The organism is Uliginosibacterium paludis (genome assembly GCF_039631355.1).
Lineage (GTDB): Bacteria > Pseudomonadota > Gammaproteobacteria > Burkholderiales > Rhodocyclaceae > Uliginosibacterium > Uliginosibacterium paludis.
The window spans coordinates 336,461-360,831 of record NZ_JBDIVF010000001.1 but is presented as its reverse complement, the minus strand read 5'-3'; the positions used below and the strand labels follow the sequence as shown (position 1 = coordinate 360,831).

The following is a 24,371-nucleotide window of genomic DNA, read 5'->3' as shown; positions in this document are numbered from 1 at the left end:
CAGAGCAAACAATCCGTCCGCTTATTCGGGGCGAATGTTGGAAGCTTGCTTGCCCTTCGGGCCTTCGGTGATGTCGAAAGCCACGCGCTGGTTCTCAGCCAGGGTGCGGAAACCCTTCGACTGGATGGCGGAGAAGTGAGCGAAAAGATCTTCGCCACCGCCATCAGGCGTAATGAAGCCGAAACCCTTGGAATCGTTGAACCACTTGACGGTACCAGTTGCCATGTTTGAAGCGTCCAGAAAAAAAGTACAAAAGTACCGGGCCGGGCCCGGCGTGGACGAGAATCAAGAAGGAGGGGATCACCACTGGAGCGCCGCCAGAGCGGGCACTGCGAGAAAGCCACTGCAACACTGCTTGAAAATCGTGTTTGTGACTATGGGGTCATAGCGGCGGATTTGGCAAGAACTTTTTGGTCACTTGATGCCGGATGGTTGCATATATGCCCGCAAGTGCCTGCCTGCTTGCGATTTTGATGTTTCAGCGCTGTTTTTTACGCGCACTCACAATCTGATATACACCGCCGAAAATTGTTTCCTTATGCCATTCGAAATCTGAGGCGTTGCTCGCGAAATGCGAGATCTCGTGTTGCCAGAGGGCATCGGCAAAGGGTTCGAGGAGGCGATTCACCCAGTGGAGGATGTAGCGCACGGGCTGCCAGCGACTGGGCCGGTGGTAATCCACGAACAGTACCTCGCCGTGCTCCGGGATCTGGCTCAGCATGTTGTCCACGATGCGCCGCTTCCAGTCGTCCGGCACCTCATGAAGCAGGAAGAAGCTGCAGATCAGGTCATAGGCCTGCGGGCCGGAAGGCTTGTGAAGCGCTGCGTCGTCCCGAATGACGCGTGCCCACGGCAGATGCCCGACCTTGCGTCTGCCATGCGCGATCTGGATCGGTGTGACGTCGGTGAGGTCGAACGCACCGTGTTCGCCGGTGCGTTCGGCGGCCAGTCGGACGAGGTCGCCATACACATGCGCGACCTGCCAGACCCTCATGCCGGGCTGGATGCGGGAAAGGTAGCGGCGCATCAGGCGACGATCGTTGCCGAACAGAAGTGTCTTGACGACTGCGTTGTGGTCAAGCCACCGCACCCAGGCAGGATTGACGTATGCCCAGTCATAGACTTCGCGCATGTATGAAGGCACTTCCTGGGCCCGGCAGGCTGGCGGGGGCAGGGCGTCGGTGTGGCCGGCAAGTCTGGCGGCTTGCTCGACCGTTTCGCAGGAGGACTTGGTCATAGCGGGAGACGGTTTTTGGATCGATCAACGATAGCAGCATTCAATTCTGCGGCCTTTGCGCTGAGCCAAATGCCGGGTATCTCGTGCGCTGAATGATACGGATGCCGTTGTTCTGCGAGGCTTGGTGCAAGCTGTCTCGCGTGTACGGGGCGCGTGTCTCATTTGAGCCTCCGGAGGCTCTGCGGTATCATTCTTATTTCCCGCTCTAGTACTCCCATGACCAAGTACGTTTTCGTCACGGGCGGTGTCGTGTCCTCCCTGGGCAAAGGCATCGCGGCTGCATCCCTCGGGGCAATCCTCGAATCCAGAGGGATCCGCGTCACCCACCTCAAGCTTGACCCCTACATCAACGTCGATCCGGGCACGATGAGCCCCTTCCAGCACGGCGAAGTCTTCGTGACCGAAGACGGTGCGGAGACCGACCTTGATCTTGGCCACTACGAGCGCTTCACCAGCGCCAAGATGACCAAGCGCAACAACTTCACCACCGGCCAGATCTATGACACCGTGATCCGCAAGGAGCGCCGCGGTGAGTATCTGGGCAAGACGGTTCAGGTGATCCCCCATATCACGGACGAGATCAAGGCTTCCGTCAAGCGCGGCGCGGAAGGCGCCGACGTGGCCATCGTCGAAGTGGGCGGTACCGTAGGTGATATCGAATCCCTGCCGTTTCTCGAAGCCATCCGCCAGATGGGTATCGAGGAGGGGCGCAACAACACCTGTTTCATGCATCTCACGCTGCTGCCCTGGGTGGCCACGGCTGGCGAGTTGAAGACCAAGCCGACCCAGCACTCGGTGAAGGAGTTGCGCGAAATCGGCATCCAGCCCGACGTGCTGTTGTGCCGCTGCGATCGCGAGATTCCGGTCGAAGAGCGGCGCAAGATTGCGCTGTTCTGCAACGTGATGCCGGAGGCCGTGATCGAGGTGCAGGACGCGGACTCGATCTACAAGATTCCGGGCATGCTGCATGGCCAGATGCTCGACGAGATCGTCTGTCACAAGCTCAACATCCTGGCCAAGGCCGCGGATCTTTCGATCTGGGACAAGCTGGTCCATTCGCTTGAAAACCCGAAGCTCGAGGTCGATATCGCCTTTGTCGGCAAGTATGTTGATCTGACCGAGTCCTACAAGTCGCTGATCGAAGCATTGAAGCACGCCGGTCTTCACACCGAGAGCAAGGTCAATCTGCACTATCTCGACTCTGAAGACATCGAGAAGAACGGCTGCGGCGTGCTCAAGGATATGGACGCGATTCTGGTGCCCGGTGGTTTCGGCAAGCGCGGCACCGAGGGCAAGATCGCGGCAATCCGCTATGCGCGCGAGAACCGGGTGCCCTATCTGGGGATCTGCCTCGGCATGCAGCTCGCGACCATCGAGTTCGCTCGTCATGTGGCAGGGCTAGAAGGTGCCAACTCGACCGAGTTCGAACCGCAGGGCCCGCATCCGGTTGTTGCCCTGATCACTGAATGGCTTGATCGCGAAGGTCGTATCGAGAAGCGCTCCGAAGGTTCGGACCTTGGCGGCACGATGCGCCTGGGCGCACAGACCTGCCCGATCAAGGCGGACACGCTGGCCGCCAGCGTATACGGCGCGAAGGTGACTGAACGCCATCGTCATCGTTACGAGGTCAACAACGTCTACGTGCCGAAGCTCGAAGCGGCGGGGCTCATCATCTCGGCCCGGACGCCGACCGAAAACCTGCCGGAAATCATGGAGCTGCCCCGCGAAACCCACCCGTGGTTCATGGGCGTGCAGTTCCACCCGGAATTTACTTCCAACCCGCGTACCGGCCATCCGCTCTTCATCGCCTATGTGAAGGCGGCCATCGCTCAGCGTGAGGGCAAGCAATGAAACTGTGCGGATTCGATGTTGGTCTCGACAAGCCCTTCTTCCTGATTGCCGGCCCCTGCGCCATCGAGTCGCGCGAGCTGGCGCTCGAAACCGCCGCCGAGCTGAAGGCGATCACCAGTGAGCTGGGTATCCCTTTCATCTACAAGTCGAGCTTTGACAAGGCCAATCGCAGCTCCGGCAAGAGTTTTCGCGGACCGGGCATGGAGGAAGGTCTGAAGATCCTCGCCGAGGTGCGGGAGAAGATCGGTGTACCGGTGCTGACCGACATCCATGATGAAAGCCAGATCGAGGCAGTGGCCGCGGTTGTCGACGTGCTGCAGACTCCTGCCTTCCTGTGTCGCCAGACCGACTTCATTCACGCCGTGGCGCGCTGCGGCAAGCCGGTCAACATCAAGAAGGGGCAGTTCCTCGCACCGGGTGACATGAAGCAGGTGGTGCTGAAAGCCAAGGAAGCCAGTGGCGGCGCGGACAACATCATGGTCTGCGAGCGCGGCGCTTCGTTCGGTTACAACAATCTCGTGTCCGATATGCGTTCGCTGGCGATCATGCGCGAGACGGGGTGCCCGGTGGTCTTTGACGCGACCCATTCGGTGCAATTGCCGGGCGGGCAGGGCGACAAGAGCGGCGGTGCGCGCGAGCATGTGCCGGTTCTTGCTCGTGCAGCCGTGGCGGTCGGCGTGGCCGGTCTGTTCATGGAGACTCACCCGAACCCGGCCTGTGCGCTGTCTGATGGTCCGAACTCCTGGCCGTTGGGACGCATGCGCGAATTGCTCGGCACGCTGAAAATCATCGACAGCGCCGTCAAGCAGGCGGGTTTCATCGAGACCAGCCTGTGAGGCAAAGGCTGGCAGGGTCTTTCCCGGCGCATCAGCCAGGTGGAGGCGGAGCATGATCACTCATGTCGTGCTTTTTCGCTTCCTGCCGGGTGTGGCGCCGGATGGTCCTGCCGCCCGGGCGTTTCATGACGCCATGATGGGCCTGCCCGGGCAGATCCCGCTGATCCGTTCCTGGCAGTGCGGTTTCAACACGGTGGTGGATACGCAGGCCGCAGACTATGTTCTGGTGGCCGGGTTCGAGAGCGAGGCCGATCTGTATGCCTATTTCGAGCACCCGGCGCATGTGCGCGTACTGGATGAGCTCAAGGATGTTGCCGACCTTCAGTTCGGAGACATCCCGCGCTGAAAGCGTGCAAGTTCTGTGTCCGGTCAACCGGATGAAACCTGAGTTGCGTAGAATTACGCGGTTTTGTAACCGACAGGCGCCCCCTCGTGCCGGTTGGCAAGCCCGGCGAGAGCCGGAAGTCATTGAATCGATTAACAAGGGAATAACAGATGAGTGCAATTGTTGACGTGATCGCCCGTGAAATCCTCGACTCCCGCGGCAACCCCACGGTCGAAGTCGATGTGTTGCTGGAATCCGGCGTGATGGGCCGTGCTGCGGTGCCGTCGGGCGCTTCGACCGGTTCGCGCGAAGCCATCGAACTGCGTGATGGTGACAAGTCCCGCTATCTGGGCAAGGGCGTGCTGAAGGCCGTCGAAAACGTCAACACCGAAATCTGCGAAGCTCTGATCGGCCTGGATGCTGAAGAGCAGGCTTACATCGATAAGGTCATGCTGGACCTCGATGGCACCGACAACAAGAGCCGTCTGGGCGCCAACGCGCTGCTGGCCGTGTCGATGGCGGTTGCCCGTGCTGCTGCTGAAGAAGCCGGCCTGCCGCTGTACCGCTATTTCGGCGGCTCCGCACAGATGATCCTGCCGGTGCCGATGATGAACATCATCAACGGCGGCGCGCACGCCAACAACAGCCTGGACTTCCAGGAATGCATGATCCTGCCGGTGGGCGCCAAGACCTTCCGTGAAGCGCTGCGTTGCGGCGCTGAGATCTTCCACAACCTGAAGAAGATTCTCGACAAGAAGGGCTACCCCACCACCGTGGGTGACGAAGGCGGTTTCGCGCCGAACGTGGCCGGCGCCGAAGAAGCCCTGACCCTGATCGTCGAAGCCATTGGCGCCGCTGGCTACAAGGCCGGTGACGACGTCCTGATCGGTCTGGACTGCGCGGCTTCCGAATACTACAAGGACGGCAAGTACGTCATGGAAGGCGAAGGCAAGACCTTTACCTCCGCTGAAAACGTTGCCTTCCTGGCGAGCCTGGTCGAGAAGTTCCCGATCATCACCATCGAAGACGGCATGGCCGAACAGGATTGGGATGGCTGGAAGCTGCTGACCGACGCTCTGGGCAAGAAGGTGCAGCTGGTGGGTGACGACCTGTTCGTGACCAACACCAAGATCCTCGCTGAAGGCATCGAAAAAGGCATCTGCAACTCCATCCTGATCAAGGTGAACCAGATCGGTACCCTGACCGAAACCTTCGCTGCCGTGGAAATGGCCAAGCGCGCCGGCTACACCGCCGTGATCTCGCACCGCTCGGGCGAAACCGAAGACAGCACCATCGCCGACATCGCCGTGGGCCTGTCCGCTGGTCAGATCAAGACGGGCTCCCTGTCGCGTTCGGACCGCGTTGCCAAGTACAACCAGATCCTCCGCATCGAGGAAGATCTGGGCGAAATCGCGATCTACCCGGGTCGTTCCGCCTTCTACAACCTGCGCCTGAAGTAAGCCGCGCAGCCAGAAAGCGAAAAGGGGCGCACTGCGGTGCGCCCCTTTTTTCTGCCGGCCCGGCATAATCCGGAAGCACTCAGCACTCAGCACTCAGCACTCAGCATCCTCCCATGCGTTGGCCAGCCCTCATATTCCTGATTCTCCTCGCGGCATTGCAGTATCCGCTCTGGTTCGGCAAGGGCAGCTGGCAGGAGGTTCATGAGCTCGAAACCCGCCTCGCCGCGATGAAGGAAGCCAACCAGAAGCTCGAGCAGCGCAATGCCGACCTGGCTGCCGAGGTCAAGGATCTGAAAAACGGCTACGAAGCCATGGAAGAAAAAGCCCGCTTCGAGCTGAATCTGGTGAAGCCCGGGGAAGTATTCGTGCAGGTGCCGGACGAGCATCTGCAAGCCGGCAATCGCTGAGCGAGAGTCCGCTTCAGTCTCCGAACAAGGTTCGGGCGCCGGTAAAGCGTGTCGAAAAATAGGCGAGATCCAGACTTTCGAGTCTGACCTTGCCGCGAGACGAAGGCGCATGCACGAAGCGCCCGTCCCCCAGATAGATACCCATATGCGAGAAAGGCTTGCCGCTCGTATTGAAGAATACGAAATCACCGGGGCGCATCTCGTCGGCGGAAATCTGCCGTGTCTGCGCCGCGATCTGGGCTGCGTTGTGTGGCAGGCGCCTTCCGGTCACTTTCTCGACCACCAGACTCACCATGCCGCTGCAGTCCAGCCCCGCTTCCGGATTCCGACCGCCAAAGCGGTAGCCCGTATCCAGGAGCGCCATGGCCTGCATCACGATTTCATTCGCTTGAGCCTGCTGCTCGGGCGTGGCGTACCCGCGGCTCGATGATCCGCGCGATCCGGTCTGTGGTTTTTCTGCCGGAACGCTCGAGCAGGCCGCAAGAGTCGCAAGCATCAGCGCGCCCAGCGGCATGCGAATCGCATCAAGAGCCTTAAAGGGGCTGTACGCGGTGGCTCTGCTTCTCAAATCAGCTCTCCAGCCAGAACGTGACCGGCCCATCGTTAATCAGGCTGACTTTCATGTCCGCACCAAATTCGCCGGTTGAAACATGCGGATGGGCGCTTCTGGCCAGCGCGACCAGGTAATCGAACAGCGTACGAGCCATCTCTGGCGGCGCAGCGGGGCTGAAGCTGGGCTTGCTGCCCTTCTTGGTGTCTGCGGCCAGCGTGAATTGGGAAACCAGCAGGAGTCCGCCACCGGTGTCGGCAAGCGAGCGATTCATGCGCCCCACTTCGTCCCCGAATACGCGGTAGGCCAGGAGTTTTTCAAGCAGCCGCTTCGCGCGAGTCTCGTCGTCTTCGCGCTGAATACCGATCAAGGCAAGCAGGCCGTTGCCGATTTCGCCGACTAGTTTGCCTTCAACTGTGACTGAGGCCGAACTGACGCGCTGGATCAGCGCAATCATTCCGCGACTTTCTTCAAACCGGCGCGGAAGCGTTCCGCGTTCTCCACATAGTGAGCCGCACCAGCCTTCAAGCGCTCGACTTCCTCGTCGCTCAGTTCGCGGATGATCCGCCCTGGCGTGCCGACAACCAGCGAACGATCCGGAATCACTTTCCCCTCGGGAATCAGCGTCTTGGCGCCGATCAGGCAGTGCTTGCCGATCACCGCGCGATTCAGGATCGTTGCATGCATGCCGATCAGCGAGCCGTCACCCACCGTGCAACCGTGCAGCATCGCCATATGCCCGACGGACACGTCTTCCCCGATTGTGAGCGGCACGCCTTCGTCGGTATGCAGCACCGCGCCATCCTGGATATTGGTCCGTGCGCCCACCACGATTGGCTCGTTGTCCCCCCGCAGCACGGCGTTGAACCAGACGCTCACTTCGGACGCCAGCACCACATTGCCCACCACCTGTGCCGAGTCTGCGACCCAAGCCTTGTTGCCCAACTCCGGGACGTACTCATCCAGCGAATAAACAGCCATTCAAGATCCTTCCAATGCAGCCCTGGCGGCGTGGAGGATGATAACAGCCGGTCGTCGGTGACGCGCGGATGACTTGTGCCTTGAGCCGCCTGCAGGAAAACAGGCGGTTTTGTCGCGCTGACCGTCTGAAGTGACGAGGAGGGCGCATGAAGTGCCGAAAAACGTCACCAGAGCCAGCCTGTGTTTTCCGATGAGTGGTCTGAATGGCGAGAATTTGTGGTTAAGGGTATGAAAAATATCGTTTTTTGCTCTGCGGATCAGCGGAAAGTACCGCTGGCACGCAGCTGGCTTATAGTCCTGCAACGGAATCCATCCGTTTCTTTAACTGGAGAGAAAACTCATGAAGCGCGTTCAACAAGGTTTCACCCTGATCGAACTGATGATCGTTGTGGCGATCATTGGCATTCTGGCGGCTGTCGCGCTGCCTGCTTATCGTGATTACATTGCAAAATCGCAGATCACTGCAGCCTTGGCCGAAGTCACTCCGGGTAAAACTCAGTCCGAGGTGAAGATCAACGAAGGTTTTAGCGACGATATTACGACTGCTGATGCTATCGGTCTTGCTACCTCCGCTCGCTGTACCGCGATGACTGTGAGTGTCAAAAATACGGGTGCGGCATCGATCGCATGTACGGTTGCTGGTAACCCGGAAGTGAATGGTGCTAAGGTGACCCTGACCCGCGATGCAAGCACCGGTGCTTGGTCTTGTGGTTACACTGTTGCAAGCGGTAAGGATGCTGACGGGAAGTACGCTCCTAAGGGCTGTCCGAAGGTTTAATTGTTTGCCTCCACGGATGCAACCCGTGGTGTAAGTAGCCAAAGCAGGGTTCCTTTGTAGGGACTCTGCTTTTTTTTGGGGGCTCTATGCGGAAAAATACTGGTTTTACTCTGATCGAGTTGATGATTGTTGTGGCTGTCATCGGTATTCTCGCCGCAGTTGCATTGCCCGCTTATCGGGACTACGTGACCAAGTCGCAATTGGGGGCGGCACAACATGAGCTGGATTCGGGGCGAATCCTGTTTGAATCACATGTGGTAACAGACGGGGTGGCTGCCGTCACTTTGGCGGATATTGGCATGCAGGAGAATACGCCGCGTTGCACAAATGCGGTGGCGTATGATCCTTCTACGGGGGTGGGCAGTATTACCTGTACCTTAATTGGTAGCCCGGAAATTCGCGAACGTACGCTCGTACTAGAGCGTTCATCTTCCGGAGTCTGGACTTGCGTGGCTGGCGCCACGATTGATGCGCGTTTTCTGCCCCCAGGATGTTCTCACTGAAATCGGTAGTTGAGTTGAGTTATAAGCCCCGCTTATTTGCGACTCTGGTTGTCAGCACACATTCGTGCTTCGCGGAAGCGGGGCATCCAAATCATGCTGTGCTTTGCTCTGAGCGCACTCGAATATGAGTATTGTTGGGCGAACGCCCTTTTTAACGGAAAACAGAGCAGCGTTCATCTCAAAGTCCCTTGCTTTCATTGCCTTCTGTGTGCCGACGCTGCTAGCTGCCCCGCTACGCCCTCAGCCTACTTTCTTGGTGGAGGTATTGCTCTCGTTACTTCTGCTGTTGGGGTTGAGTGTGGAACCATTCAGCAAACGTATCCCCCAACCGGGTTTGCTTGTTCCCGCTGCGTCTTTATTGTTTTTATGCGCCGTATTGCTTCACGGTGGTGATGCTTGGGGTTATGCATCTTGTATTATTCTCTTTGTCCTTGCCTACTGCTATGGCACTGCATCGAGTGAGGGCATCGATCGTGCTGTGGGCTATGGTTTATTGCTCTGTGCGATTCTGCAGTCCTTCGTCGTATTCATTCAGCTTTTCCCAGTCGGTTCAGTGGAATGGATTCCGCCGCTGGCTGCAGGTCGCGCCACCGGCATGGTGGGACACCCGAACCTGTTGTCTGATCTGCTGCTGTTTGGCCTTGCGGCGCTGTGTCATCCTGTTTTGTACGGTCGGCTATTGAGGTGGCGTCTGCTTGTGGCCGTAGGTCTTGGACTTGCTTTGGCTGCGACTGGCTCACGCGGCGCATGGCTCGGGATTGCTGTCTTCTGCGTCATCGGCATTCTTTGTCGACGCGCTAAGGAGCAGAACGCAGGTTCGAGCCTTGTGTGGATTGCGGTTTCAGCAGTTTTGGGGCAGATCGTATACGCCTTGCTGCAACATTCGGGATTGACGCGTGGTGTCGGCGCGATTGCCCGGAATGGAGCGCAGACTTCCAATGACATTCGCGGCTACTTGGCGCAGATATCTTGGGAGGCGATCAAAGGTAGTCCTATGTTCGGACAGGGAGCAGGTTCTTTCTGGAAGGTGTCGGTCGACGCTATGCAAATTTCACCCGCACGCGGCTTCTCGATGCTAGGTGAGCATGCCCACAATTTGCCTTTGAACCTTGCGGTGGAGTTTGGTCTCCCCATGAGTATCCTGATCTGTTCCCTGTTGCTGTATTGGGGGTGGGCGCGATTGCGGTCACTCAATCCTGAGCGCGCTTGGGCTATGGCCTGTGTCGGTGTGGTGTTTGCCCATAGCATGGTTGAGTATCCTCTTTGGTACACTTTCCTGATGGTGCCTTGCGCACTTTGCATGGGGTTCGTCGATGCTGGTAGATCGGTGCGATTGGGCCAGTGGTCTGCGAGTTGCATCCGAATGGCCGGTCTCGCCGGGGTGCTAGCGTGCTTTGTGATGGTAATGGACTGGATGCATGTCAGGTTGGCTTGGCTGCAGTTGGCCTCTGCCGGTGACATGACCGCTCGGGTCATGAGTCTCAGCGCTAGGGATGAGCTTGACCAGGTTTCAAAACTTTCGGTGTTCGGCCAGCAGGTCACCAGTCTAAGGTTGCAGTCATACCAAGTCGGAATGGATGATTTGCAGGTGGCGCTTCGTGATTGCGAGGAGCATTGGGAAGAACGGCCTACATGGTTCATGTTGAAGTCCTGTGGTGAGGTTTTTTCTGCAGCAGGACGTGAAGATTTGCTGAGCCGACTTGTTAATGTTCAATGCAAGGGGTATCCAGCCCAGCACGAGCAGCTTCATGACTGGGCCCTAAGCTATGACGCGAGCGGTAAAGGTTTAATCAAGCTTGTTGGCCGGGGTTGTATGTAGGTCTGTGCGGTCCTGCTTCGCTTTGAACTGCGCTTGTTTGCCTCAGGGGACGAGCGCTATGACGTATGAGTTTTCGAGGCGCCTGACCTCCGGCACGCACGACCCGCAAGAAGTTCCGCACTTGAGCGTTTCCTGAAGTTTCGCGAAATCCGCACCCCCGGCAACGGCGGTGCGGATTTCGTTTTCGGAGACGTTCATGCAGGTGCAGACGATGCGTCCGCGGCTGTTGCCTGATACGGGGGGCGTGGCGAGGGGGGCGAGGATCCAGCGGCGGAGGGCGTCGGTGGCGCTGCGTTCGACCATCAGATCCTTGAGCCAGACTGCCGCGGCCGTTTCACCCGTCAGGCGCAGGCCGGTGAGGAGGCCTTCTTCGATGAGGGCGCGTTTGCTGATGCCGCGGCCGGTGTCGGCATAGCTCAGGCATTGCCCGCCCTGCAGGTCCATCAGTGCATCCAGTTCTTCCAGCCATTCTGGCGGGATGGGCGTGGCGTTCGCGATGCGTAGCACAACGCTCGGGAATTCGCGTCCCGCAAGGGAGGCCGAGGCGTAGTCGAAGCGACGCAGCCAGGGCTCCAGTGCAGCGAGGCGTTCGAGTGCGAGGCCGTTGGCGGCGTCGGCATACACCGCGCTGCGCATCAGCAGCGCCTGGCAGGGCAGCTCGACCTTTTCGATCCGGATGGCGGCGTGCTTGAGCTCGGGCTGTTTCGAGAACGGATCGAGCGCGTTGAGCGTGAGTTCATTGGCGCCTGACGACGAGAGCAGGTTGCGCCCCCAGTGCATGGCAACAAAGGCATGGCCACTGCGGATTTCGGCAGCACTTCGTGCCCGCAGGATGACGGAACCGCGCCGGCTGCTGACGCGGATCAGTTCGCCATCATCGATGCCTGCGCGCTGAAGGTCCACCGGATGGAGGTCGATGCTGGCTTCGTCCGTGTGGCTGTAGAGACGGGCAGCCTTGCCGGTGCGGCTCATGCCGTGCCACTGGTCGCGCAGGCGGCCGGTGGTGAGGCGGAGCGGAAACGCTTCATCGACTGATTCCGCCGTCAGTGCTTCGGCCGGTATGACGAAACGGGCCTTGCCGTTTGCGCTGGCAAACTTGCCATCGGCATAGAGGCGAACGCGCCCCGTCTGCGCGCCTTCGGGGAAGGGCCATTGCTGGGGACCGTGTTCGTCGAGCACGGCATACGACAAGCCGGTGATATCGAGGTCCCTCCCGCGTGTGCTCTCCACATGCTCCTGGAATACGCTCTCGGCGCTTGGGTAGTCGAACAGCCGGGCGGTCGATGCATGCCCAAGCCTGTGGCCCAGGCGCAGGGCGAAATCCCGCGCAATGACCCAGTCGGCGCGCGTTTCGCCGGGTGCCGTGATCGCCGGATTCACATGGGTGATGCGCCGCTCCGTGTTGGTGACCGTACCTTCTTTCTCGGCCCAGGTTCGCGCGGGCAACAGCAGGTCAGCGTATTTCGCTGTTTCGGTGTTGCCCCAGGCTTCCTGCACGACGACGAATTCGCATTGCTCCATCGCTTCGCGGATCAGGGCCTGGCTGGGCATGGAGTGAGCCGGGTTCGTGCAGGCAATCCACAGGGCGCGGATCTTGCCGGCACGGACGGCCTCGAACATCTCGATGGCGGAGAGCCCGGGCTTCTCCGGCACGGACGGCACGCCCCAGAGTGCGGCCACTTCGGCGCGATGCTCAGGGTTGGCGAGGTCACGATGGGCGGAGAGCAGGTTGGAGAGACCGCCGACTTCGCGGCCGCCCATGGCGTTGGGCTGGCCAGTCAGCGAGAAGGGGCCGCAGCCGGGCTGGCCGATCTTGCCGAGTGCCAGCGAGAGGGCGATGAGTGCCGTGCCATTGTGCGTGCCGTGATGCGACTGGTTCAGGCCCATGCACCAGAGCGAGAGCGGTGCGGCCGCTTCGCCCCACCACCGGGCTGCCGTGAGGATGTCTTCTGCCGGCACGCCGCAGACCTTTGCCGCGACTTCCGGCGTGATGGCGCGAAGGTGTTCGCGCAGGGCGTCGAAACCTTCGGTGTGCGCTTCGATCCAGGGGGCATTCACGCGACCTTCGGCGATCAGCACATGGAGCATCGCGTTGAAGAGCCAGATGTCGGTGCCGGGCAGGATGGCGAGATGCAGGTCGGCACTGGCCGCGGTATCGGTGCGACGCGGGTCGACCACGATCATCTTCATGCCGGGGCGTGCCGCGCGGGCGGCCTCGATGCGGCGGAACGCGATCGGATGCGCGAAAGCCGGGTTCGCACCGGCAATCAGCAGGCAGTCGGTGTGGTCGAAATCCTCATAGGCGCAGGGCGGTGCGTCGGCACCCAGGGTCTGCTTGTAGGCAGCGACCGCGCTGCTCATGCAGAGGCGCGAGTTGGTGTCGACGTTGTTGGTGCCGATCAGCCCCTTTACCAGCTTGTTGAAGACGTAATAGTCCTCGGTCAGGAGCTGGCCGGAGAGATAGAAGCCGACGGCGTCAGGCCCGCTTTCCTTTATGACACTGGCAAAACGTTCCGCTGCGGCATCGAGTGCGTCATCCCAGCTGACCCGGCTCCTGGGCAGGTCGCGGGCCTTGCGCAGGCTCGGGTAGAGCAGGCGGCTTTCGGGGCGGGCCGTGAAATGCAGGGTGGAGCCCTTGGTGCAGAGCCGGCCGAAATTGGCCGGGTGGGCCGGGTCACCGCGCACTTCGATGACGCGTGCGCCATCGTGCTGGATGATCACGCCGCAGCCGACGCCGCAGTAAGGACAGGTTGCCTTGGTTTCCGCCATGGTGCGCTTTCAGCCGAGTCGTGCGTAGAGTTCGGTGAGCTTGTCCATCACCTGCAGGATGTTCTCCGAGCTCGTGGCGACGTTGCTTTCGAGATAGCCATGGTCGCCTTCCTTCGCAGAGCGCATCAGTGCGTCGTCAAACAGCATCCACTGCATGTCGGCCAGCTTGAGCCAGGACTGGGTGTCTTTCGTGTTCTCCGGCGCGGCGCGGAGGAGTTGCATCGCGGAGACGAAATCGGTGCGGGCACTGTCCAGTCCCTTGCGCATGTCGGTGGAGTCCATGCCACTGGCAATGAAGAAATAGAATTTGGACATGCGCTGCGAGAGCATGCGCTGCCGGCCCGCCACATTCACCAGCTTGCCCAGCGAGCTGCCATTGAGTTTCTCGAATTGCACCGTGCCCTGCTGCGCAGAGGCCAGCACCTGCTCATTGAGCTGCGCGACGCGCTTGAGACCCTCTTCACCCGGCCTCGCGCTGATGACGGCACGGTAATCGGACCACAGTGCGCTCATCTTTTCATAGGTCGCGACGATCTCCGGGGCGTTCCGCGCGAGGGCGGTGAGTCTGAGCGCCTCCATCTGCGTCTCGAAGATCTGCATCGAGTCGCCAGTGAGCTTGCGGGCGTCCGATTCGCGCACGCCCCGCAGCTGCTGCGCATAGAGCTTGGCCAGGCGTTGCGAGAGCATGCGCTGGCGGCCAGCCTGGTTGATGGCCTCGATCAGGTTCAGCGGCGCGGGGGCCGCGATGGCAGCGGTCGCAAGACAGGCCAGTGGCAGGGATCCGAGCCCCAGGACGAGTGCGCGGCGCCGGATATTGAATTCGTTTTGCATGGCGTTTCCTTCTCTCTCTTCGGATGGTGGGTGTGCCAGATCGTGGTGGATGCCGCGGCCTGATTCAGGAATGCGTTTCTTCGTCGTCAAAGCCGAAGTCGGTTTCCCATTCGCTCATGGCGTGCTCCTTGAAAATCGGGTGATGTGCGGCTCAGACCGCGCAGGTCTCGTTGCAGGCAGTGGAGGTGGCGGCGGACTGCGGCGGCCCGAAAAGCAGGTGGTTGCGAATCGGGGTGATGTCACGCCCTTCGCGCAGCAGCTGCAGATACCAGGCGCCATCGGCGGTATCGCCGTAGGCCAGCGCGCCAACGATGCGGTTCTTGCGGATCACCACGCGCTTGTAGATACCGGCGCCCGGGTCGAAGAGCTGAATGTCTTCACAGCCTTCGCCGCCCATGAAATTGCCGGCCGAGAACACGTCGATGCCGGTCACCTTGAGCTTGGTGGAGAGCACCGAGCCGGCGTAGCGGCCGATTCCCATTCCGGCGAGATGATTCGCGCAGACGCGGGCCTGCTCGTAGAGCGGCGCCACCAGCCCGTAGGCCGTGCCGCGGTGGCTGGCGCATTCGCCGACGGCGTATATGCGCGGGTCATAGGTTTGCAAGGTGTCGCTGACGACGACTCCGCGCTGGCAATGCAGGCCGGCCGCTTCCGCAAGGGTCGTGTCCGGACGGATGCCGGCCGCCATCACCACCAGGTCTGCCGGCAGCACGCCGCCATCCTTGAAACGTATGCTGCCAATGCGCCCCGATTCGGCTGCTAGCAGTGCTTCGGTATGACTGCGCAGGCGGAAGCGGATGCCGCGCGCTTCAAGTGCCTGCTGCAGCAGATGGCCGGCGGTGCGATCAAGCTGGCGCTCCATGATCCACTCGCCGACGTGAATCACGGTGACTTCCATGCCGCGCTGGCTGAGTCCGTTCGCTGCTTCAAGGCCCAGCACGCCGCCACCGATGACGACGGCATGCCGGTGTGCCTGCGTTGCGGCAATCATGGCTTCGGTGTCTGCAATGTCGCGATAGCTGATGACGCCCGGCAGGTCGTTTCCCGGAACGGGCAGGATGAAGGGGCGCGAGCCGGTCGCCAGCAGCAGCCGATCGTAAGGCGCTTCGCTGCCGTCTTCGGCAATGACCTGGCGTGCGGCGCGATCGATGCGCGTCACGCGGCAGCCGGTGCGCAGCGTGATGCCATGCGCGCGATACCAGTCGAGATCGTTGAGGATGATGTCCTGGATCGTCAGCTCGCCGGCCAGCACCGGCGAGAGCATGATCCGGTTGTAGTTCGGATGCGGTTCGGCGCCGAAGACCGTGATGTCGTACATGTCCGGTGCGAGCTTGCACAGCTCTTCGAGCGTGCGTACGCCGGCCATGCCATTGCCAACCATGACGAGTTTCTGCTTTTTCATCACGACGATCCCTTGCTCGAACTTCAGGGCTTGAGCCCTGCGGGGTGAATCCAGTCACACCGGAGATCGTCGTTGATCCAGCTTTCCGCCACTTCGTCGCGGCGGGAAGAGCGCGGCCCCGGGCGGGGGCGCGTGATGCGTAATCGACTGCTTTCAAGCAGGACTTGTGCCAGTGCGATTTGCGCGGTTCAAGTGATTGTTATGTATGGAAAAATCATTCTTTGGCTGCGCGGCAGGCGGGGGTGTCATGGCGGTGCTGCATCGAAGCGGGTCACGCGCTGCGCCGCCGGGGTGCATCCTTCGTCAGCGGACGAAGAGCAGGATCGCCAGAACGAGATTGGCCAGCAGCGAGCCCGCGGCCAGGAGTTTCAGCCCCATCTGTGGATCGCGCTCCAGAAGCGGGCGCCTGCGCGGCACGCTGAGCGGCCGGTGTGCGCCACGTTGCAGTGCGAGCAGGAACTCCTCTGCCGTTTCAAAGCGACGCTCTGCATCGCGCGCAACCGCCTTGAGCAGGATGGACTCGAACCACTCCGGCAGTTCCGGGCGGAAGCGGGTCGGTGGAACCGGGTCGCCAAAGCGCGGGCGCTGGAAGGCTTCGATTTCACCGTGGGGAAACCTGCGCGTGGCAGCCTGATACAGGGTGATGCCCGCGGCATAGAGGTCGCTTGATTCGTTGCAGCTCCCGCCTTCGAAGAGCTGCGGCGCCATGTAGCTGGGTGTGCCCGGATTGTTGATCTCGTTGAAGCGTTCGTCGGCACCGCTGTCGGAGGCGGCGACACCCAGATCCAGCAGGCGCAGGCGGCCGTCGCTGCCGAGATGGATGTTCTCCGGCTTGACGTCGCGGTGGATGATGGTCAGCCGGTGCAGCGCGGCCAGTGCCTTGAGCAGGCGGGTCGCCAGCTCGACCAGTTCGGCAAGGCTGAAGCGATGGCCGCGGGCGATGCGCTGCGCCAGGGTTTCGCCGTCATGCCAGCTCATCAGGTAGTAGAGATGGCTGCGCGCCGGCCAGTCGGTGACCTGCGGGAAGGCTGCGTCCGTGACGCGGCGCGCCAGCCATTCCTCATGCGCCAGCGCGGCGGTGTCCTGCAGGTCGCTGCCCTCGCGCAGGGTCTTGAGTACGAAGGGCTGACCGTCCTGGCTGCGCACGCGGTAGAGCAGGGTGACACGTGATTCGTGCAGCACTTCGACGATCTGCAGCCCGTCCAGCGTCTGCCCCGGTTTGAGCGGGGGCGGCAGCGGCAACTCGCGGATGCGCGCCAGCGTGTCGCGCAGGCTGTCGGCCGGCAGCGTGCCGATGCGCAGCACGAGCGCGCTGCTGTTGTCCTGTGAGCCGCTGTCGACCGCGCTGCTTGCCAGCGCAAAGGCGGCCTCCTGCGCGTCGGCATGCTTCTCGGCGATCTGCCGGATGCGGGCGTCGGAGAGGCTGCCCCATACCCCGTCGGTGAGCAGGAGGAAGGTGTCGCCTTCGGCGAGCTCGCCCTCGGCGAAGTCGAGATTGATGTGACGATCGAGACCGACTGCACGCGAGAGCACGGTGTCGAGCTCCGGGTGCTCCCAGACGTGGTCCTGTGTCAGGCGGCTGAGCTGCCCGTCGCGCAGCAGGTAGATGCGTGAGTCGCCGGCATGCACGCAGAGCCAGCGCCGCCCGCGTACCACGATGGCTGCCAGCGTGGTGGCCATGCCGGCGGTCTCGTTGCGTTTCGCGCCTTGTGCAAACAGCCACCGGTTGGCTGCGACGATCACTTTCTCGAGTGACTTGCGCACGCTCCAGGTGTCCGGCGTGGCGTAATAGTCGGAGAGCAGGCTGCGCAGCGCGAATTCGGCGGCTTCGCGACCATTCGCATGCCCCCCCACACCATCCGCGATTGCCGCCAGCAAACCCTTGTTTTCGAGCTCTGCGGCCTCCGGCGTGACTGCGCCGACAAAATCCTCGTTCCGGGCACGAGGGCCGGTGAGCGAGGCGTGGCCGAGCGAGACGGTGAGGGGCATGCGGGTTTGCCGGGTGTGGTGAATCGGAGTGAGGCGGGGCGGTTCCGACTTTAGCGCGCTTCCCGCCCCGGGGTTGGGGAGATTCAGATTCGCGCGGCCACGGCAGCGCCCCAGGTGGTGCGCCAGCGACGCTTCACGCGGGTCAGCCCCAGCAGTGCCAGGACGGCCAGACCCGCGAAGATCAGGAAGCCGTTCTGGTAGCTGCCGGTCACCTGTTTCGAGTAGCCCAGGCTGGAGGCGAGATAGAAACCGCCGATGCCGCCGGCCATGCCGACCAGCCCGGTCATTACGCCGATTTCCTTGCGGAAGCGCTGCGGCACCAGCTGGAAAACCGCACCGTTGCCCATGCCGAGTGCGAGCATCGCGGCGACGAAGATGGCGGCCGCGAGCCATACCGTTGGCATGCCGGCGCTGGCAATGGCCAGCGCCACTGCGGCCAGTGCATACATGGCGGTCAGCGTACGGATGCCGCCGATGCGATCTGCCAGGTTGCCGCCGATCGGGCGCACCAGACTGCCCGCAAACACGCAGCCTGCGGTGAAGAACCCGGCCATCTTGGGGTCAAGCCCGTACTGGTTGTTGAAATAGATCGTGAGGGAGGAGGCGAGCCCGGAGAAGCCGCCGAAGGTGACTGCGTAGAAGAACATGAACCACCAGGCATCCCTATCCTTCAGCACGCTGATGTAATCGGAGAACTGCTTGGGCGGCGGGCAGTTCGGCGCATCTTTTGCGACCAGCAGATAGACCACGAAGACGATCGAGAGCGGGATCAGCGCCAGGCCGAAAACATTGCTCCAGCCGCAGGCCATGGCCAGGCTGGGGGCAAAGAGTGCGGCCAGCACGGTGCCCGAGTTGCCTGCACCGGCAATGCCCATGGCCGTGCCCTGATGCTCGGGCGGATACCAGCGCGAGGCCAGGGGCAGGGCGACAGCGAAGGATGCTCCCGCCACGCCGAGGAACACGGCCAGCACCAGCACTTCTGCATAGCTCCTGATGCCATGTTGCCAGGCCACGAAAAGCGCGGCGATCACGATGATCTGGGCAATGATGCCGGCGGCTTTCGGTTTGAGTTGATCGACCAGCACGCCCATCACGATGCGCAGGAAGGCGCCTGCCAGAAGCGGCGTGGCGACCATGAAGCCTTTCTGTGCCTGGCTCAGTCCGAGATCGGTGGCGATCTGCACGCCCAGCGGGCCGAGCAGTACCCAGACCATGAAGGCCATGTCGAAGTACAGGAAGGCGGCCAGCAGCGTGGGGGCATGGCCGGCTTTGAGGAAGGATTGTCTATTCATGGGTGCGATCTTTCGTGACGGGGTGCCAATGGTTCGGCCACCAGAGATCGCCTTTGACCCTGTGCCCCGATGACGACGTTGTCATGAGGCGGAATACGTTTCAAGCCGAAACGCACATGGTGTGTGCCTGCTGCCACAGGCAGCAGGCATGCCGGATTTTGAAGCCTGTTGAAAACAATGGGTCTGCGCCTTGCCGCCGCAGCTTGGCTTTGCCTCGCTTGCACTGCGTTGACGCGAGCAGCCTTGAAACAGAGCTGCGCGCCCGCCCCCGTGGGGGGGGGCGGGGTGGCCGTTCAGGCGGCCTTGCGCACCTGCTTCTGGTAGAGAAACTCGATGATGGCCGCACGACACCGGGTGTACTCCGCGTCGGTCGCGAGCGTCAGCCGGTCTCTGGGTTTGTCGAGCCTGACATCGAGGATTTCGCCGATCGTGGCGGCCGGACCGTTGGTGAGCATGACCACGCGATCAGACAACAGGACGGCTTCATCCACATCATGCGTCACCATCACCACGGTGGCGCCGGTCTTCTGCATCACGCCGATGAGCTCGTCCTGGAGCGCCGCGCGGGTCAGCGCGTCGAGCGCACCGAAGGGTTCGTCCATCAGCAGGATCTTCGGCTCCATGGCGAAGGCGCGGGCAATGCCGATGCGCTGCTTCATGCCGCCCGAAATCTCGCCCGGATACTTCGTTGCGGCATGGCCCATGTGCACCATTTCGATGGCGGCCTGGGTGCGGGCGCGCAGCTTGTCTTTGCCTTCCTTCTGGCCGAACACGCGCTCGACACCGAGATAGACGTTGTCGAAGCAGGTCAGCCAGGGCAGCAGCGAGTGGTTCTGGAAGACGACCGCCCGCTCGGGTCCTGGGCCGGCGATTTCGCGGCCATTGCAGATCAGTGCGCCGTCGGTGGGCAGGGTCAGTCCGGCAATGAGGTTGAGCAGCGTGGATTTGCCGCAGCCGGAGTGGCCGATCAGCGAGACGACTTCGCCTTCGTTGATCTGCAGATTGATGTCGCGCAGTGCCACGAAGCGGCCCTTCTTGGTTTCGAAGCTCATGCCGACGTTCTGGATCTGGACCAGGGGTTTCATGGGAGTCTCCTCAGCTGTTGCTGTCGTGGCTGAATTTTCGGGCGATCAGCAGCAGGGCCTGCTCCAGCAGGAGGCCGACCAGACCGATCACGAAGATAGCGATGATGATGTGTTCGACTTTCAGGTTGTTCCACTCATCCCATACCCAGAAGCCGATTCCGACGCCGCCGGTGAGCATTTCCGCGGCCACGATCACCAGCCAGGCGGTGCCGATCGAAAGCCGGATGCCGGTCAGCATGTAGGGCAGCACCGAGGGGAAGAGGATTTTGGTGAGGATCTTCCACTCGGAGAGATTGAGGACGCGGGCGACGTTCATGTAGTCCTGCGGCACGCGCTGCACGCCCTGGGCGGTGTTGAGGATCATCGGCCAGATCGAGCAGATGAAGATCGTCCAGGTGGCTGCCGGGTCGGCACGCTTGAATACCAGCAGGCCGATCGGCAGCCAAGCGAGTGGCGACACCGGTCGCAGCAGCGAGATGATCGGATCGAGTGCGGCGTTGAGAAAACGGAATCGCCCGATCAGGAATCCCAGTGGAATGCCGACGGCGGCGGCAAATCCGAAGCCTATGCCGACACGCTTGAGCGAGGACAGGATGTTCCAGCCGATGCCCTGGTCGTTCGGTCCGTTGCTGTAGAAGGGATCGGCAAACAGGCTGGCTGCGGCCTGCCAGACCGCGAGCGGACCAGGAATGCCCTTGGTCGTCATGGCTACGATGGCCCAGATGCCCAGCAGCAGGGCAAAGCCGAGCACGGGTGGCAGAATGATGCGCATGGCACGGCCGAGGGGCTCGGCCAGGTTTTTCGGAGCAGGCTTGCTCGCGACAACGGGGGCTGCACTGGTCATGTGACTCTCGGTTGGCTTGGCGGGGGAGGCGGGCGAGGCGGGTAAAAGAGGGGCACCGGTCTCGCTGTCGTCTGCTTTAAGGCTCAGGCTGGCTGCACTCATGATCTGGACTCCTCACCGGACGGGCTTGCGGGCCCGTCCGCCAGGTTGATACGAAACGACGCCGCTCAGGCCTTGATCTTGAAGCTCTCTGCGTACTTCTTCGGATCCTTGCCGTCCCACACCACGCCGTCGATGAGCTTCGAACTGCGCATGTCGGACTTCGGGATCGGCGCTTTCACGATGGCGGCTGCCTGCTTGTAGAGCTCGGTCTGGTTGATCTTCTTCGCCACGCCCAGATAGTCGACTTCGCCCTTGAGCAGGCCCCAGCGCTTGTGCTGGGTGAGGAACCACATGCCGTCGGAGAGGTAGGGGAAGTTCACTGCGCCGTCGTTGTAGAACTTCATGTAGTTCTTTTCCGACCAGCTCTTGCCCAGACCGTTTTCGTACTGGCCGATCATGCGGCTGCGGATCACGTCGGTGTCGGTGTTGATGTAGGCCTTGGCCGAAACCGTTTCCGCCGTCTTGCTGCGGTTGGCCGCACTGGCGTCGATCCACATCGAGGCTTCAAGAATCGCGCAGACCATGGCGCGCGCCGTGTTCGGATACTTCTGCACGAATTCTGCCGTCGTGCCCAGGATCTTCTCGGGGTGGTCCGTCCAGATGTCCTGGGTGGTGGTGGCGGTAAAGCCGATCTTGTCGATGATCGCGCGCTGGTTCCAGGGCTCGCCGACGCAGAAGCCGTCCATGTTGCCCACGCGCATGTTGGCCACCATCTGCGGCGGCGGTACCACGATGGTCTTCACATCGGTCAGCGGGTTGATACCGTTCGCGGCCATCCAGTAGTAGAGCCACATGGCATGGGTGCCGGTCGGAAAAGTCTGGGCGAAGGTGTATTCCTTGTCCTTCCTTGCAATCAGCTTCGCGAGCGAAGCACCGTCAGTTGCGCCCTTGTCGCGCAGCTCGTTCGAGAGCGTAATCGCCTGGCCGTTGTTGTTCAGCGTCATCAGGTTGGCCATGTCTTTCTTCGGCCCGCCGATGCCCAGGTGTACCCCGTAGATCAGGCCGTAGAGCACATGCGCCGCATGCAGTTCGCCATTGACGAGCTTGTCGCGAACACCTGCCCAGGAAGCTTCCTTGGTCGGATTGATCTTGATGCCGTACTTCTTGTCGAAGCCCATCACGCTTGCCATCACGACGGACGAGCAGTCGGTCAGCGGAATGAAACCGATATTCACTTCGGCGAGCTCGGGCTTGTCGCTGCCGGCCGCCCAGGCGCCGGTCGCGGGAAACAGGCTGGCTGCCGCCGCAGCGCCGCCGAGGATGGCGCCCTGTTTGAGGAAGCCGCGTCGGCCCAGGTTGGCTTGGTCTCTATCAGTCATTTTTCACTCCGGATTCGGGTTCGTGGGGTATGAAAAACAAAAACGGCGTCGCAGTCTGAGCTCCCGTTCGGGAGAGCAAGACTGGACGCCGTTGTCCGCGCAAGCCGCCGTTGGCTTGTCATCGAGAACTGTTAAGCATCGTCCGTGCCAATGTTTTTCATGTTTGTTAAGTTGTTGTTTTTGATTGAAAATTGCGGTTCTGCTCGGTGGTTTGTGTTGCAGCATTCATGCCCTTGCCGAGTGCATGGCCTTGCGACGAAGCACCAGCTTGACGACAACTGACCGTTCTGACCGGCCGACGAGGATTGAGAGTGCCGCAAGCGTCGAGAAGGGGCGAAGGATATCCAAGCCTGCCTGTATCGCACACGGCGGAGTTGCGTCGCCTGCGTGGGCTGACTTGCTCCGTCTGCTCCGCTCTGTTATATTCCGCGGTTCCCTTGCTCCACCGGTTCCGCATGCCGGGGGGCTGTTTTCAACCCGTAAGGAGTCCGCATGCGACACTACGAAATCGTATTCATCGTCCATCCGGATCAGAGCGAGCAGGTGCCCGCTATGATCGAGCGCTACAAGTCCCTCGTGGCTTCGCGCAATGGCCAGATCCATCGTCTGGAAGACTGGGGCCGCCGTCAGCTGGCTTACCCGATCCAGAAGATCCACAAGGCACACTACGTTCTGATGAACATCGAAGTCGATCAGCCGACCATCGATGAAATCGAACACGCCTTCAAGTTCAACGACGCCGTGCTGCGTCACCTCACCATCAAGACGAAGAAGGCCGTGACCACTCCGTCGCCGATGATGAAGGAAGAGAAGTCCCGCTCGCTGACCCCGACTGCCGCTGAAGAAGCCAAGCCCGAGGCTGCTCAGCCGGAAGCCTGATGGCGCTTGCGGGAGAAAACACGATCCGGATGACAGGGGTGATCGTGGCAAGGGAAGCCTTGCGATGGACGCCCGCCAGGGTGCCGGTGCTGGAAATCCGCATCGAGCATCAATCCCGGCAGATGGAAGCCGGGGCCGAACGTGAAGTCTCCTGCGAACTCGCCGTCAGGGCTGTCGGCCCAGCAGCACAGCAGATCGAAGTTGTAGCACTGGGAAGCAGGCTGGTCGTGGAAGGATTCCTCGCCGCCAAAAGCGCCCGTAACCGGAGTCCGGTGCTGCACATCAGAACATTTGAATTGTTGGAAGGAAATTGATCATGGCATTCAGGCCTGCAAAGAAAGACGACAAGAAGGGCGGCAACCGTGGTGGTGGTCTCTTCAAGCGTCGCAAGTTCTGCCGCTTCTCCGCAGAGAAGATTGAAGAAATCGACTACAAGGACATCGACATCCTCAAGGATTTCGTGACCGAACACGGCAAGATCATGCCGGCTCGCATCACCGGCACCAAAGCTGGTTATCAGCGTCAGCTGTCGACCGCCATCAAGCGCGCACGTTTCCTGGCGCTGATGCCTTACACCGACCTGCACCAGTAATCCGGGGGAATCACGATGCAAATCATTCTGCTTGAAAAAGTCGTCAACCTCGGCAGCCTCGGCGACGTGGTGAACGTGAAGGAAGGCTACGCTCGTAACTTCCTGATCCCGACCGGTCGTGCCAAGCGCGCGACCGCAGCCAGCTTGGCCGAGTTCGAAGCTCGCCGCGCTGAACTTGAAAAGCTGGCCGCTGAAAAGCTGGCCGCCGCTCAAGCTGCTGGCGCCAAGGCTGAAGGCGTGACCGTCCAGATCGTCCGCAAGGCGGGTGTGGATGGCCGTCTGTTCGGCTCCGTCAGCACGGCTGACATCGCTGAAGCGCTGGTTGCGCTCGGTCACCCGGTTGAAAAGGCTGGCGTTCGCCTGCCGAACGGAGCGATCAAGCTGGTCGGCGACCATGCGGTCGAGATCTCGCTGCACACCGACGTGGTTGTTCCGGTGACTGTTTCGGTCCTGGGCGAGCACTGATCCGCCGCGCTCTCCGGAGCGTTGCTGATTGAGAAAAGGCTGCGGATTCCGCAGC

24 protein-coding genes and 1 pseudogene are annotated in these 24,371 nt (G+C 61.3%); 12 read left to right on the top strand and 13 right to left on the bottom strand.

Translation table 11 applies throughout. The annotated features are described in order from the left end of the window. Positions 1–21: 21 nt before the first annotated feature. Both ABDB87_RS01730 and rquA read right to left on the bottom strand, forming a co-directional pair. Positions 22–225, bottom strand: coding sequence for a cold-shock protein (locus ABDB87_RS01730; protein ID WP_345923526.1), 204 nt, complete (start codon positions 223–225; stop codon positions 22–24). Between the two features lie 253 nt (positions 226–478). Then, the gene (rquA, locus tag ABDB87_RS01725) at positions 479–1,237 is read right to left on the bottom strand and encodes a rhodoquinone biosynthesis methyltransferase RquA (RefSeq protein WP_345923524.1); all 759 of its coding nucleotides are present in this window, start codon (positions 1,235–1,237) and stop codon (positions 479–481) included. 216 nt (positions 1,238–1,453) lie between these two features. Here rquA and pyrG point away from each other — a divergent pair, with 216 nt between their 5' ends. From pyrG to ftsB, 5 genes are all read left to right on the top strand, one after another. Then, complete coding sequence (gene pyrG, locus ABDB87_RS01720) at positions 1,454–3,088, top strand: CTP synthase (protein WP_345923522.1); 1,635 nt, start codon at positions 1,454–1,456, stop codon at positions 3,086–3,088. After that, positions 3,085–3,924 (top strand): 3-deoxy-8-phosphooctulonate synthase, encoded by an 840-nt coding sequence (gene kdsA, locus ABDB87_RS01715; protein ID WP_345923520.1) that lies wholly within the window; start codon positions 3,085–3,087, stop codon positions 3,922–3,924. The genes pyrG and kdsA overlap by 4 nt, the downstream gene beginning before the upstream one ends. Before the next feature lie 52 nt (positions 3,925–3,976). Then, positions 3,977–4,270, top strand: a complete 294-nt coding sequence (locus ABDB87_RS01710) for a Dabb family protein (RefSeq protein ID WP_345923518.1) — start codon at positions 3,977–3,979, stop codon at positions 4,268–4,270. Positions 4,271–4,419: 149 nt separating this feature from the next. Further along, on the top strand, positions 4,420–5,709 hold the full coding sequence (gene eno, locus ABDB87_RS01705; RefSeq protein ID WP_345923516.1) for a phosphopyruvate hydratase: 1,290 nt from the start codon (positions 4,420–4,422) through the stop codon (positions 5,707–5,709). 113 nt (positions 5,710–5,822) lie between these two features. Then, complete coding sequence (gene ftsB, locus ABDB87_RS01700) at positions 5,823–6,116, top strand: cell division protein FtsB (protein WP_345923514.1); 294 nt, start codon at positions 5,823–5,825, stop codon at positions 6,114–6,116. A gap of 13 nt (positions 6,117–6,129) precedes the next feature. Here the strand turns inward: ftsB and ABDB87_RS01695 are convergent, their stop codons facing one another. From ABDB87_RS01695 to ABDB87_RS01685, 3 genes are all read right to left on the bottom strand, one after another. Beyond that, a complete protein-coding gene (locus ABDB87_RS01695) occupies positions 6,130–6,612 on the bottom strand; it encodes a C40 family peptidase (protein ID WP_345923512.1) in 483 nt (160 codons plus the stop codon). A gap of 73 nt (positions 6,613–6,685) precedes the next feature. Then, positions 6,686–7,123: a D-aminoacyl-tRNA deacylase gene (gene dtd / locus ABDB87_RS01690; protein WP_345923510.1), complete on the bottom strand. Its 438-nt coding sequence runs from the start codon at positions 7,121–7,123 to the stop codon at positions 6,686–6,688. Continuing rightward, the gene (locus tag ABDB87_RS01685; protein WP_345923508.1) at positions 7,120–7,647 is read right to left on the bottom strand and encodes a gamma carbonic anhydrase family protein; all 528 of its coding nucleotides are present in this window, start codon (positions 7,645–7,647) and stop codon (positions 7,120–7,122) included. Before ABDB87_RS01685 ends, dtd begins: the two co-directional genes overlap by 4 nt. A 340-nt stretch (positions 7,648–7,987) precedes the next feature. On the opposite strand from ABDB87_RS01685, the gene ABDB87_RS01680 reads away from it, so the two are divergent. The 3 genes from ABDB87_RS01680 to ABDB87_RS01670 all read left to right on the top strand — a co-directional run bounded on the left by ABDB87_RS01680 (position 7,988) and on the right by ABDB87_RS01670 (position 10,747). Then, entirely contained in the window at positions 7,988–8,425 is a 438-nt protein-coding gene (locus ABDB87_RS01680) for a pilin (protein ID WP_345923506.1), read from the top strand. An 86-nt stretch (positions 8,426–8,511) separates the two neighbouring features. Then, a complete protein-coding gene (locus tag ABDB87_RS01675; RefSeq protein WP_345923504.1) occupies positions 8,512–8,928 on the top strand; it encodes a pilin in 417 nt (138 codons plus the stop codon). Positions 8,929–9,052: 124 nt separating this feature from the next. Beyond that, on the top strand, positions 9,053–10,747 hold the full coding sequence (locus ABDB87_RS01670; RefSeq protein ID WP_345923502.1) for an O-antigen ligase family protein: 1,695 nt from the start codon (positions 9,053–9,055) through the stop codon (positions 10,745–10,747). Between the two features lie 42 nt (positions 10,748–10,789). Here the strand turns inward: ABDB87_RS01670 and ABDB87_RS01665 are convergent, their stop codons facing one another. The 8 genes and pseudogenes from ABDB87_RS01665 to ABDB87_RS01630 all read right to left on the bottom strand — a co-directional run bounded on the left by ABDB87_RS01665 (position 10,790) and on the right by ABDB87_RS01630 (position 22,380). Beyond that, the gene (locus tag ABDB87_RS01665) at positions 10,790–13,516 is read right to left on the bottom strand and encodes a nitrate reductase (protein ID WP_345923500.1); all 2,727 of its coding nucleotides are present in this window, start codon (positions 13,514–13,516) and stop codon (positions 10,790–10,792) included. A 9-nt stretch (positions 13,517–13,525) separates the two neighbouring features. Next, positions 13,526–14,347 carry a type IV pili methyl-accepting chemotaxis transducer N-terminal domain-containing protein gene (locus tag ABDB87_RS01660; RefSeq protein WP_345923498.1) on the bottom strand — a complete coding sequence of 274 codons (822 nt, stop codon included), beginning with the start codon at positions 14,345–14,347 and terminating at the stop codon, positions 13,526–13,528. A 205-nt stretch (positions 14,348–14,552) separates the two neighbouring features. Beyond that, positions 14,553–15,749 (bottom strand): annotated as a pseudogene (locus ABDB87_RS01655) (NAD(P)/FAD-dependent oxidoreductase); the annotation flags it as partial. A gap of 303 nt (positions 15,750–16,052) precedes the next feature. After that, the gene (locus tag ABDB87_RS01650; RefSeq protein WP_345923496.1) at positions 16,053–17,738 is read right to left on the bottom strand and encodes a bifunctional protein-serine/threonine kinase/phosphatase; all 1,686 of its coding nucleotides are present in this window, start codon (positions 17,736–17,738) and stop codon (positions 16,053–16,055) included. A gap of 83 nt (positions 17,739–17,821) precedes the next feature. Next, on the bottom strand, positions 17,822–19,030 hold the full coding sequence (locus tag ABDB87_RS01645) for a nitrate/nitrite transporter (RefSeq protein WP_345923494.1): 1,209 nt from the start codon (positions 19,028–19,030) through the stop codon (positions 17,822–17,824). A gap of 293 nt (positions 19,031–19,323) precedes the next feature. Next, positions 19,324–20,115, bottom strand: a complete 792-nt coding sequence (locus ABDB87_RS01640; RefSeq protein ID WP_345923492.1) for an ABC transporter ATP-binding protein — start codon at positions 20,113–20,115, stop codon at positions 19,324–19,326. A gap of 10 nt (positions 20,116–20,125) precedes the next feature. Beyond that, positions 20,126–21,061: a nitrate ABC transporter permease gene (gene ntrB, locus ABDB87_RS01635; protein WP_345923490.1), complete on the bottom strand. Its 936-nt coding sequence runs from the start codon at positions 21,059–21,061 to the stop codon at positions 20,126–20,128. A 65-nt stretch (positions 21,062–21,126) separates the two neighbouring features. After that, positions 21,127–22,380: a CmpA/NrtA family ABC transporter substrate-binding protein gene (locus tag ABDB87_RS01630; protein ID WP_345923488.1), complete on the bottom strand. Its 1,254-nt coding sequence runs from the start codon at positions 22,378–22,380 to the stop codon at positions 21,127–21,129. A gap of 492 nt (positions 22,381–22,872) precedes the next feature. On the opposite strand from ABDB87_RS01630, the gene rpsF reads away from it, so the two are divergent. The 4 genes from rpsF to rplI are packed head-to-tail and all read left to right on the top strand — an operon-like array spanning position 22,873 to position 24,316. Then, positions 22,873–23,259 carry a 30S ribosomal protein S6 gene (rpsF, locus tag ABDB87_RS01625; protein ID WP_345923485.1) on the top strand — a complete coding sequence of 129 codons (387 nt, stop codon included), beginning with the start codon at positions 22,873–22,875 and terminating at the stop codon, positions 23,257–23,259. Beyond that, positions 23,259–23,573 (top strand): primosomal replication protein N, encoded by a 315-nt coding sequence (priB, locus tag ABDB87_RS01620; RefSeq protein WP_345923483.1) that lies wholly within the window; start codon positions 23,259–23,261, stop codon positions 23,571–23,573. Before rpsF ends, priB begins: the two co-directional genes overlap by 1 nt. A 2-nt stretch (positions 23,574–23,575) precedes the next feature. Then, the gene (gene rpsR / locus ABDB87_RS01615; RefSeq protein WP_345923481.1) at positions 23,576–23,851 is read left to right on the top strand and encodes a 30S ribosomal protein S18; all 276 of its coding nucleotides are present in this window, start codon (positions 23,576–23,578) and stop codon (positions 23,849–23,851) included. A gap of 15 nt (positions 23,852–23,866) precedes the next feature. Beyond that, positions 23,867–24,316, top strand: a complete 450-nt coding sequence (rplI, locus tag ABDB87_RS01610) for a 50S ribosomal protein L9 (protein ID WP_345923479.1) — start codon at positions 23,867–23,869, stop codon at positions 24,314–24,316. Positions 24,317–24,371: the final 55 nt, after the last annotated feature.

Excerpts from the sequence above, each read along its gene's own strand:
- ntrB (WP_345923490.1), bottom strand. The coding sequence starts at position 21,061 with ATGAGTGCAGCCAGCCTGAGCCTTAAAGCAGACGACAGCGAGACCGGT.
- ABDB87_RS01660 (WP_345923498.1), bottom strand. The coding sequence starts at position 14,347 with ATGCAAAACGAATTCAATATCCGGCGCCGCGCACTCGTCCTGGGGCTC.
- eno (WP_345923516.1), top strand. The coding sequence starts at position 4,420 with ATGAGTGCAATTGTTGACGTGATCGCCCGTGAAATCCTCGACTCCCGC.
- ABDB87_RS01665 (WP_345923500.1), bottom strand. The coding sequence starts at position 13,516 with ATGGCGGAAACCAAGGCAACCTGTCCTTACTGCGGCGTCGGCTGCGGC.
- ABDB87_RS01730 (WP_345923526.1), bottom strand. The coding sequence starts at position 225 with ATGGCAACTGGTACCGTCAAGTGGTTCAACGATTCCAAGGGTTTCGGC.
- ABDB87_RS01670 (WP_345923502.1), top strand. The coding sequence starts at position 9,053 with ATGAGTATTGTTGGGCGAACGCCCTTTTTAACGGAAAACAGAGCAGCG.
- rpsF (WP_345923485.1), top strand. The coding sequence starts at position 22,873 with ATGCGACACTACGAAATCGTATTCATCGTCCATCCGGATCAGAGCGAG.
- rpsR (WP_345923481.1), top strand. The coding sequence starts at position 23,576 with ATGGCATTCAGGCCTGCAAAGAAAGACGACAAGAAGGGCGGCAACCGT.
- rquA (WP_345923524.1), bottom strand. The coding sequence starts at position 1,237 with ATGACCAAGTCCTCCTGCGAAACGGTCGAGCAAGCCGCCAGACTTGCC.
- ABDB87_RS01710 (WP_345923518.1), top strand. The coding sequence starts at position 3,977 with ATGATCACTCATGTCGTGCTTTTTCGCTTCCTGCCGGGTGTGGCGCCG.
- ABDB87_RS01685 (WP_345923508.1), bottom strand. The coding sequence starts at position 7,647 with ATGGCTGTTTATTCGCTGGATGAGTACGTCCCGGAGTTGGGCAACAAG.
- rplI (WP_345923479.1), top strand. The coding sequence starts at position 23,867 with ATGCAAATCATTCTGCTTGAAAAAGTCGTCAACCTCGGCAGCCTCGGC.
- ABDB87_RS01630 (WP_345923488.1), bottom strand. The coding sequence starts at position 22,380 with ATGACTGATAGAGACCAAGCCAACCTGGGCCGACGCGGCTTCCTCAAA.
- priB (WP_345923483.1), top strand. The coding sequence starts at position 23,259 with ATGGCGCTTGCGGGAGAAAACACGATCCGGATGACAGGGGTGATCGTG.
- kdsA (WP_345923520.1), top strand. The coding sequence starts at position 3,085 with ATGAAACTGTGCGGATTCGATGTTGGTCTCGACAAGCCCTTCTTCCTG.
- dtd (WP_345923510.1), bottom strand. The coding sequence starts at position 7,123 with ATGATTGCGCTGATCCAGCGCGTCAGTTCGGCCTCAGTCACAGTTGAA.
- ABDB87_RS01645 (WP_345923494.1), bottom strand. The coding sequence starts at position 19,030 with ATGAATAGACAATCCTTCCTCAAAGCCGGCCATGCCCCCACGCTGCTG.
- ABDB87_RS01675 (WP_345923504.1), top strand. The coding sequence starts at position 8,512 with ATGCGGAAAAATACTGGTTTTACTCTGATCGAGTTGATGATTGTTGTG.
- ABDB87_RS01695 (WP_345923512.1), bottom strand. The coding sequence starts at position 6,612 with ATGCTTGCGACTCTTGCGGCCTGCTCGAGCGTTCCGGCAGAAAAACCA.
- ABDB87_RS01680 (WP_345923506.1), top strand. The coding sequence starts at position 7,988 with ATGAAGCGCGTTCAACAAGGTTTCACCCTGATCGAACTGATGATCGTT.
- ftsB (WP_345923514.1), top strand. The coding sequence starts at position 5,823 with ATGCGTTGGCCAGCCCTCATATTCCTGATTCTCCTCGCGGCATTGCAG.
- ABDB87_RS01650 (WP_345923496.1), bottom strand. The coding sequence starts at position 17,738 with ATGCCCCTCACCGTCTCGCTCGGCCACGCCTCGCTCACCGGCCCTCGT.
- pyrG (WP_345923522.1), top strand. The coding sequence starts at position 1,454 with ATGACCAAGTACGTTTTCGTCACGGGCGGTGTCGTGTCCTCCCTGGGC.
- ABDB87_RS01640 (WP_345923492.1), bottom strand. The coding sequence starts at position 20,115 with ATGAAACCCCTGGTCCAGATCCAGAACGTCGGCATGAGCTTCGAAACC.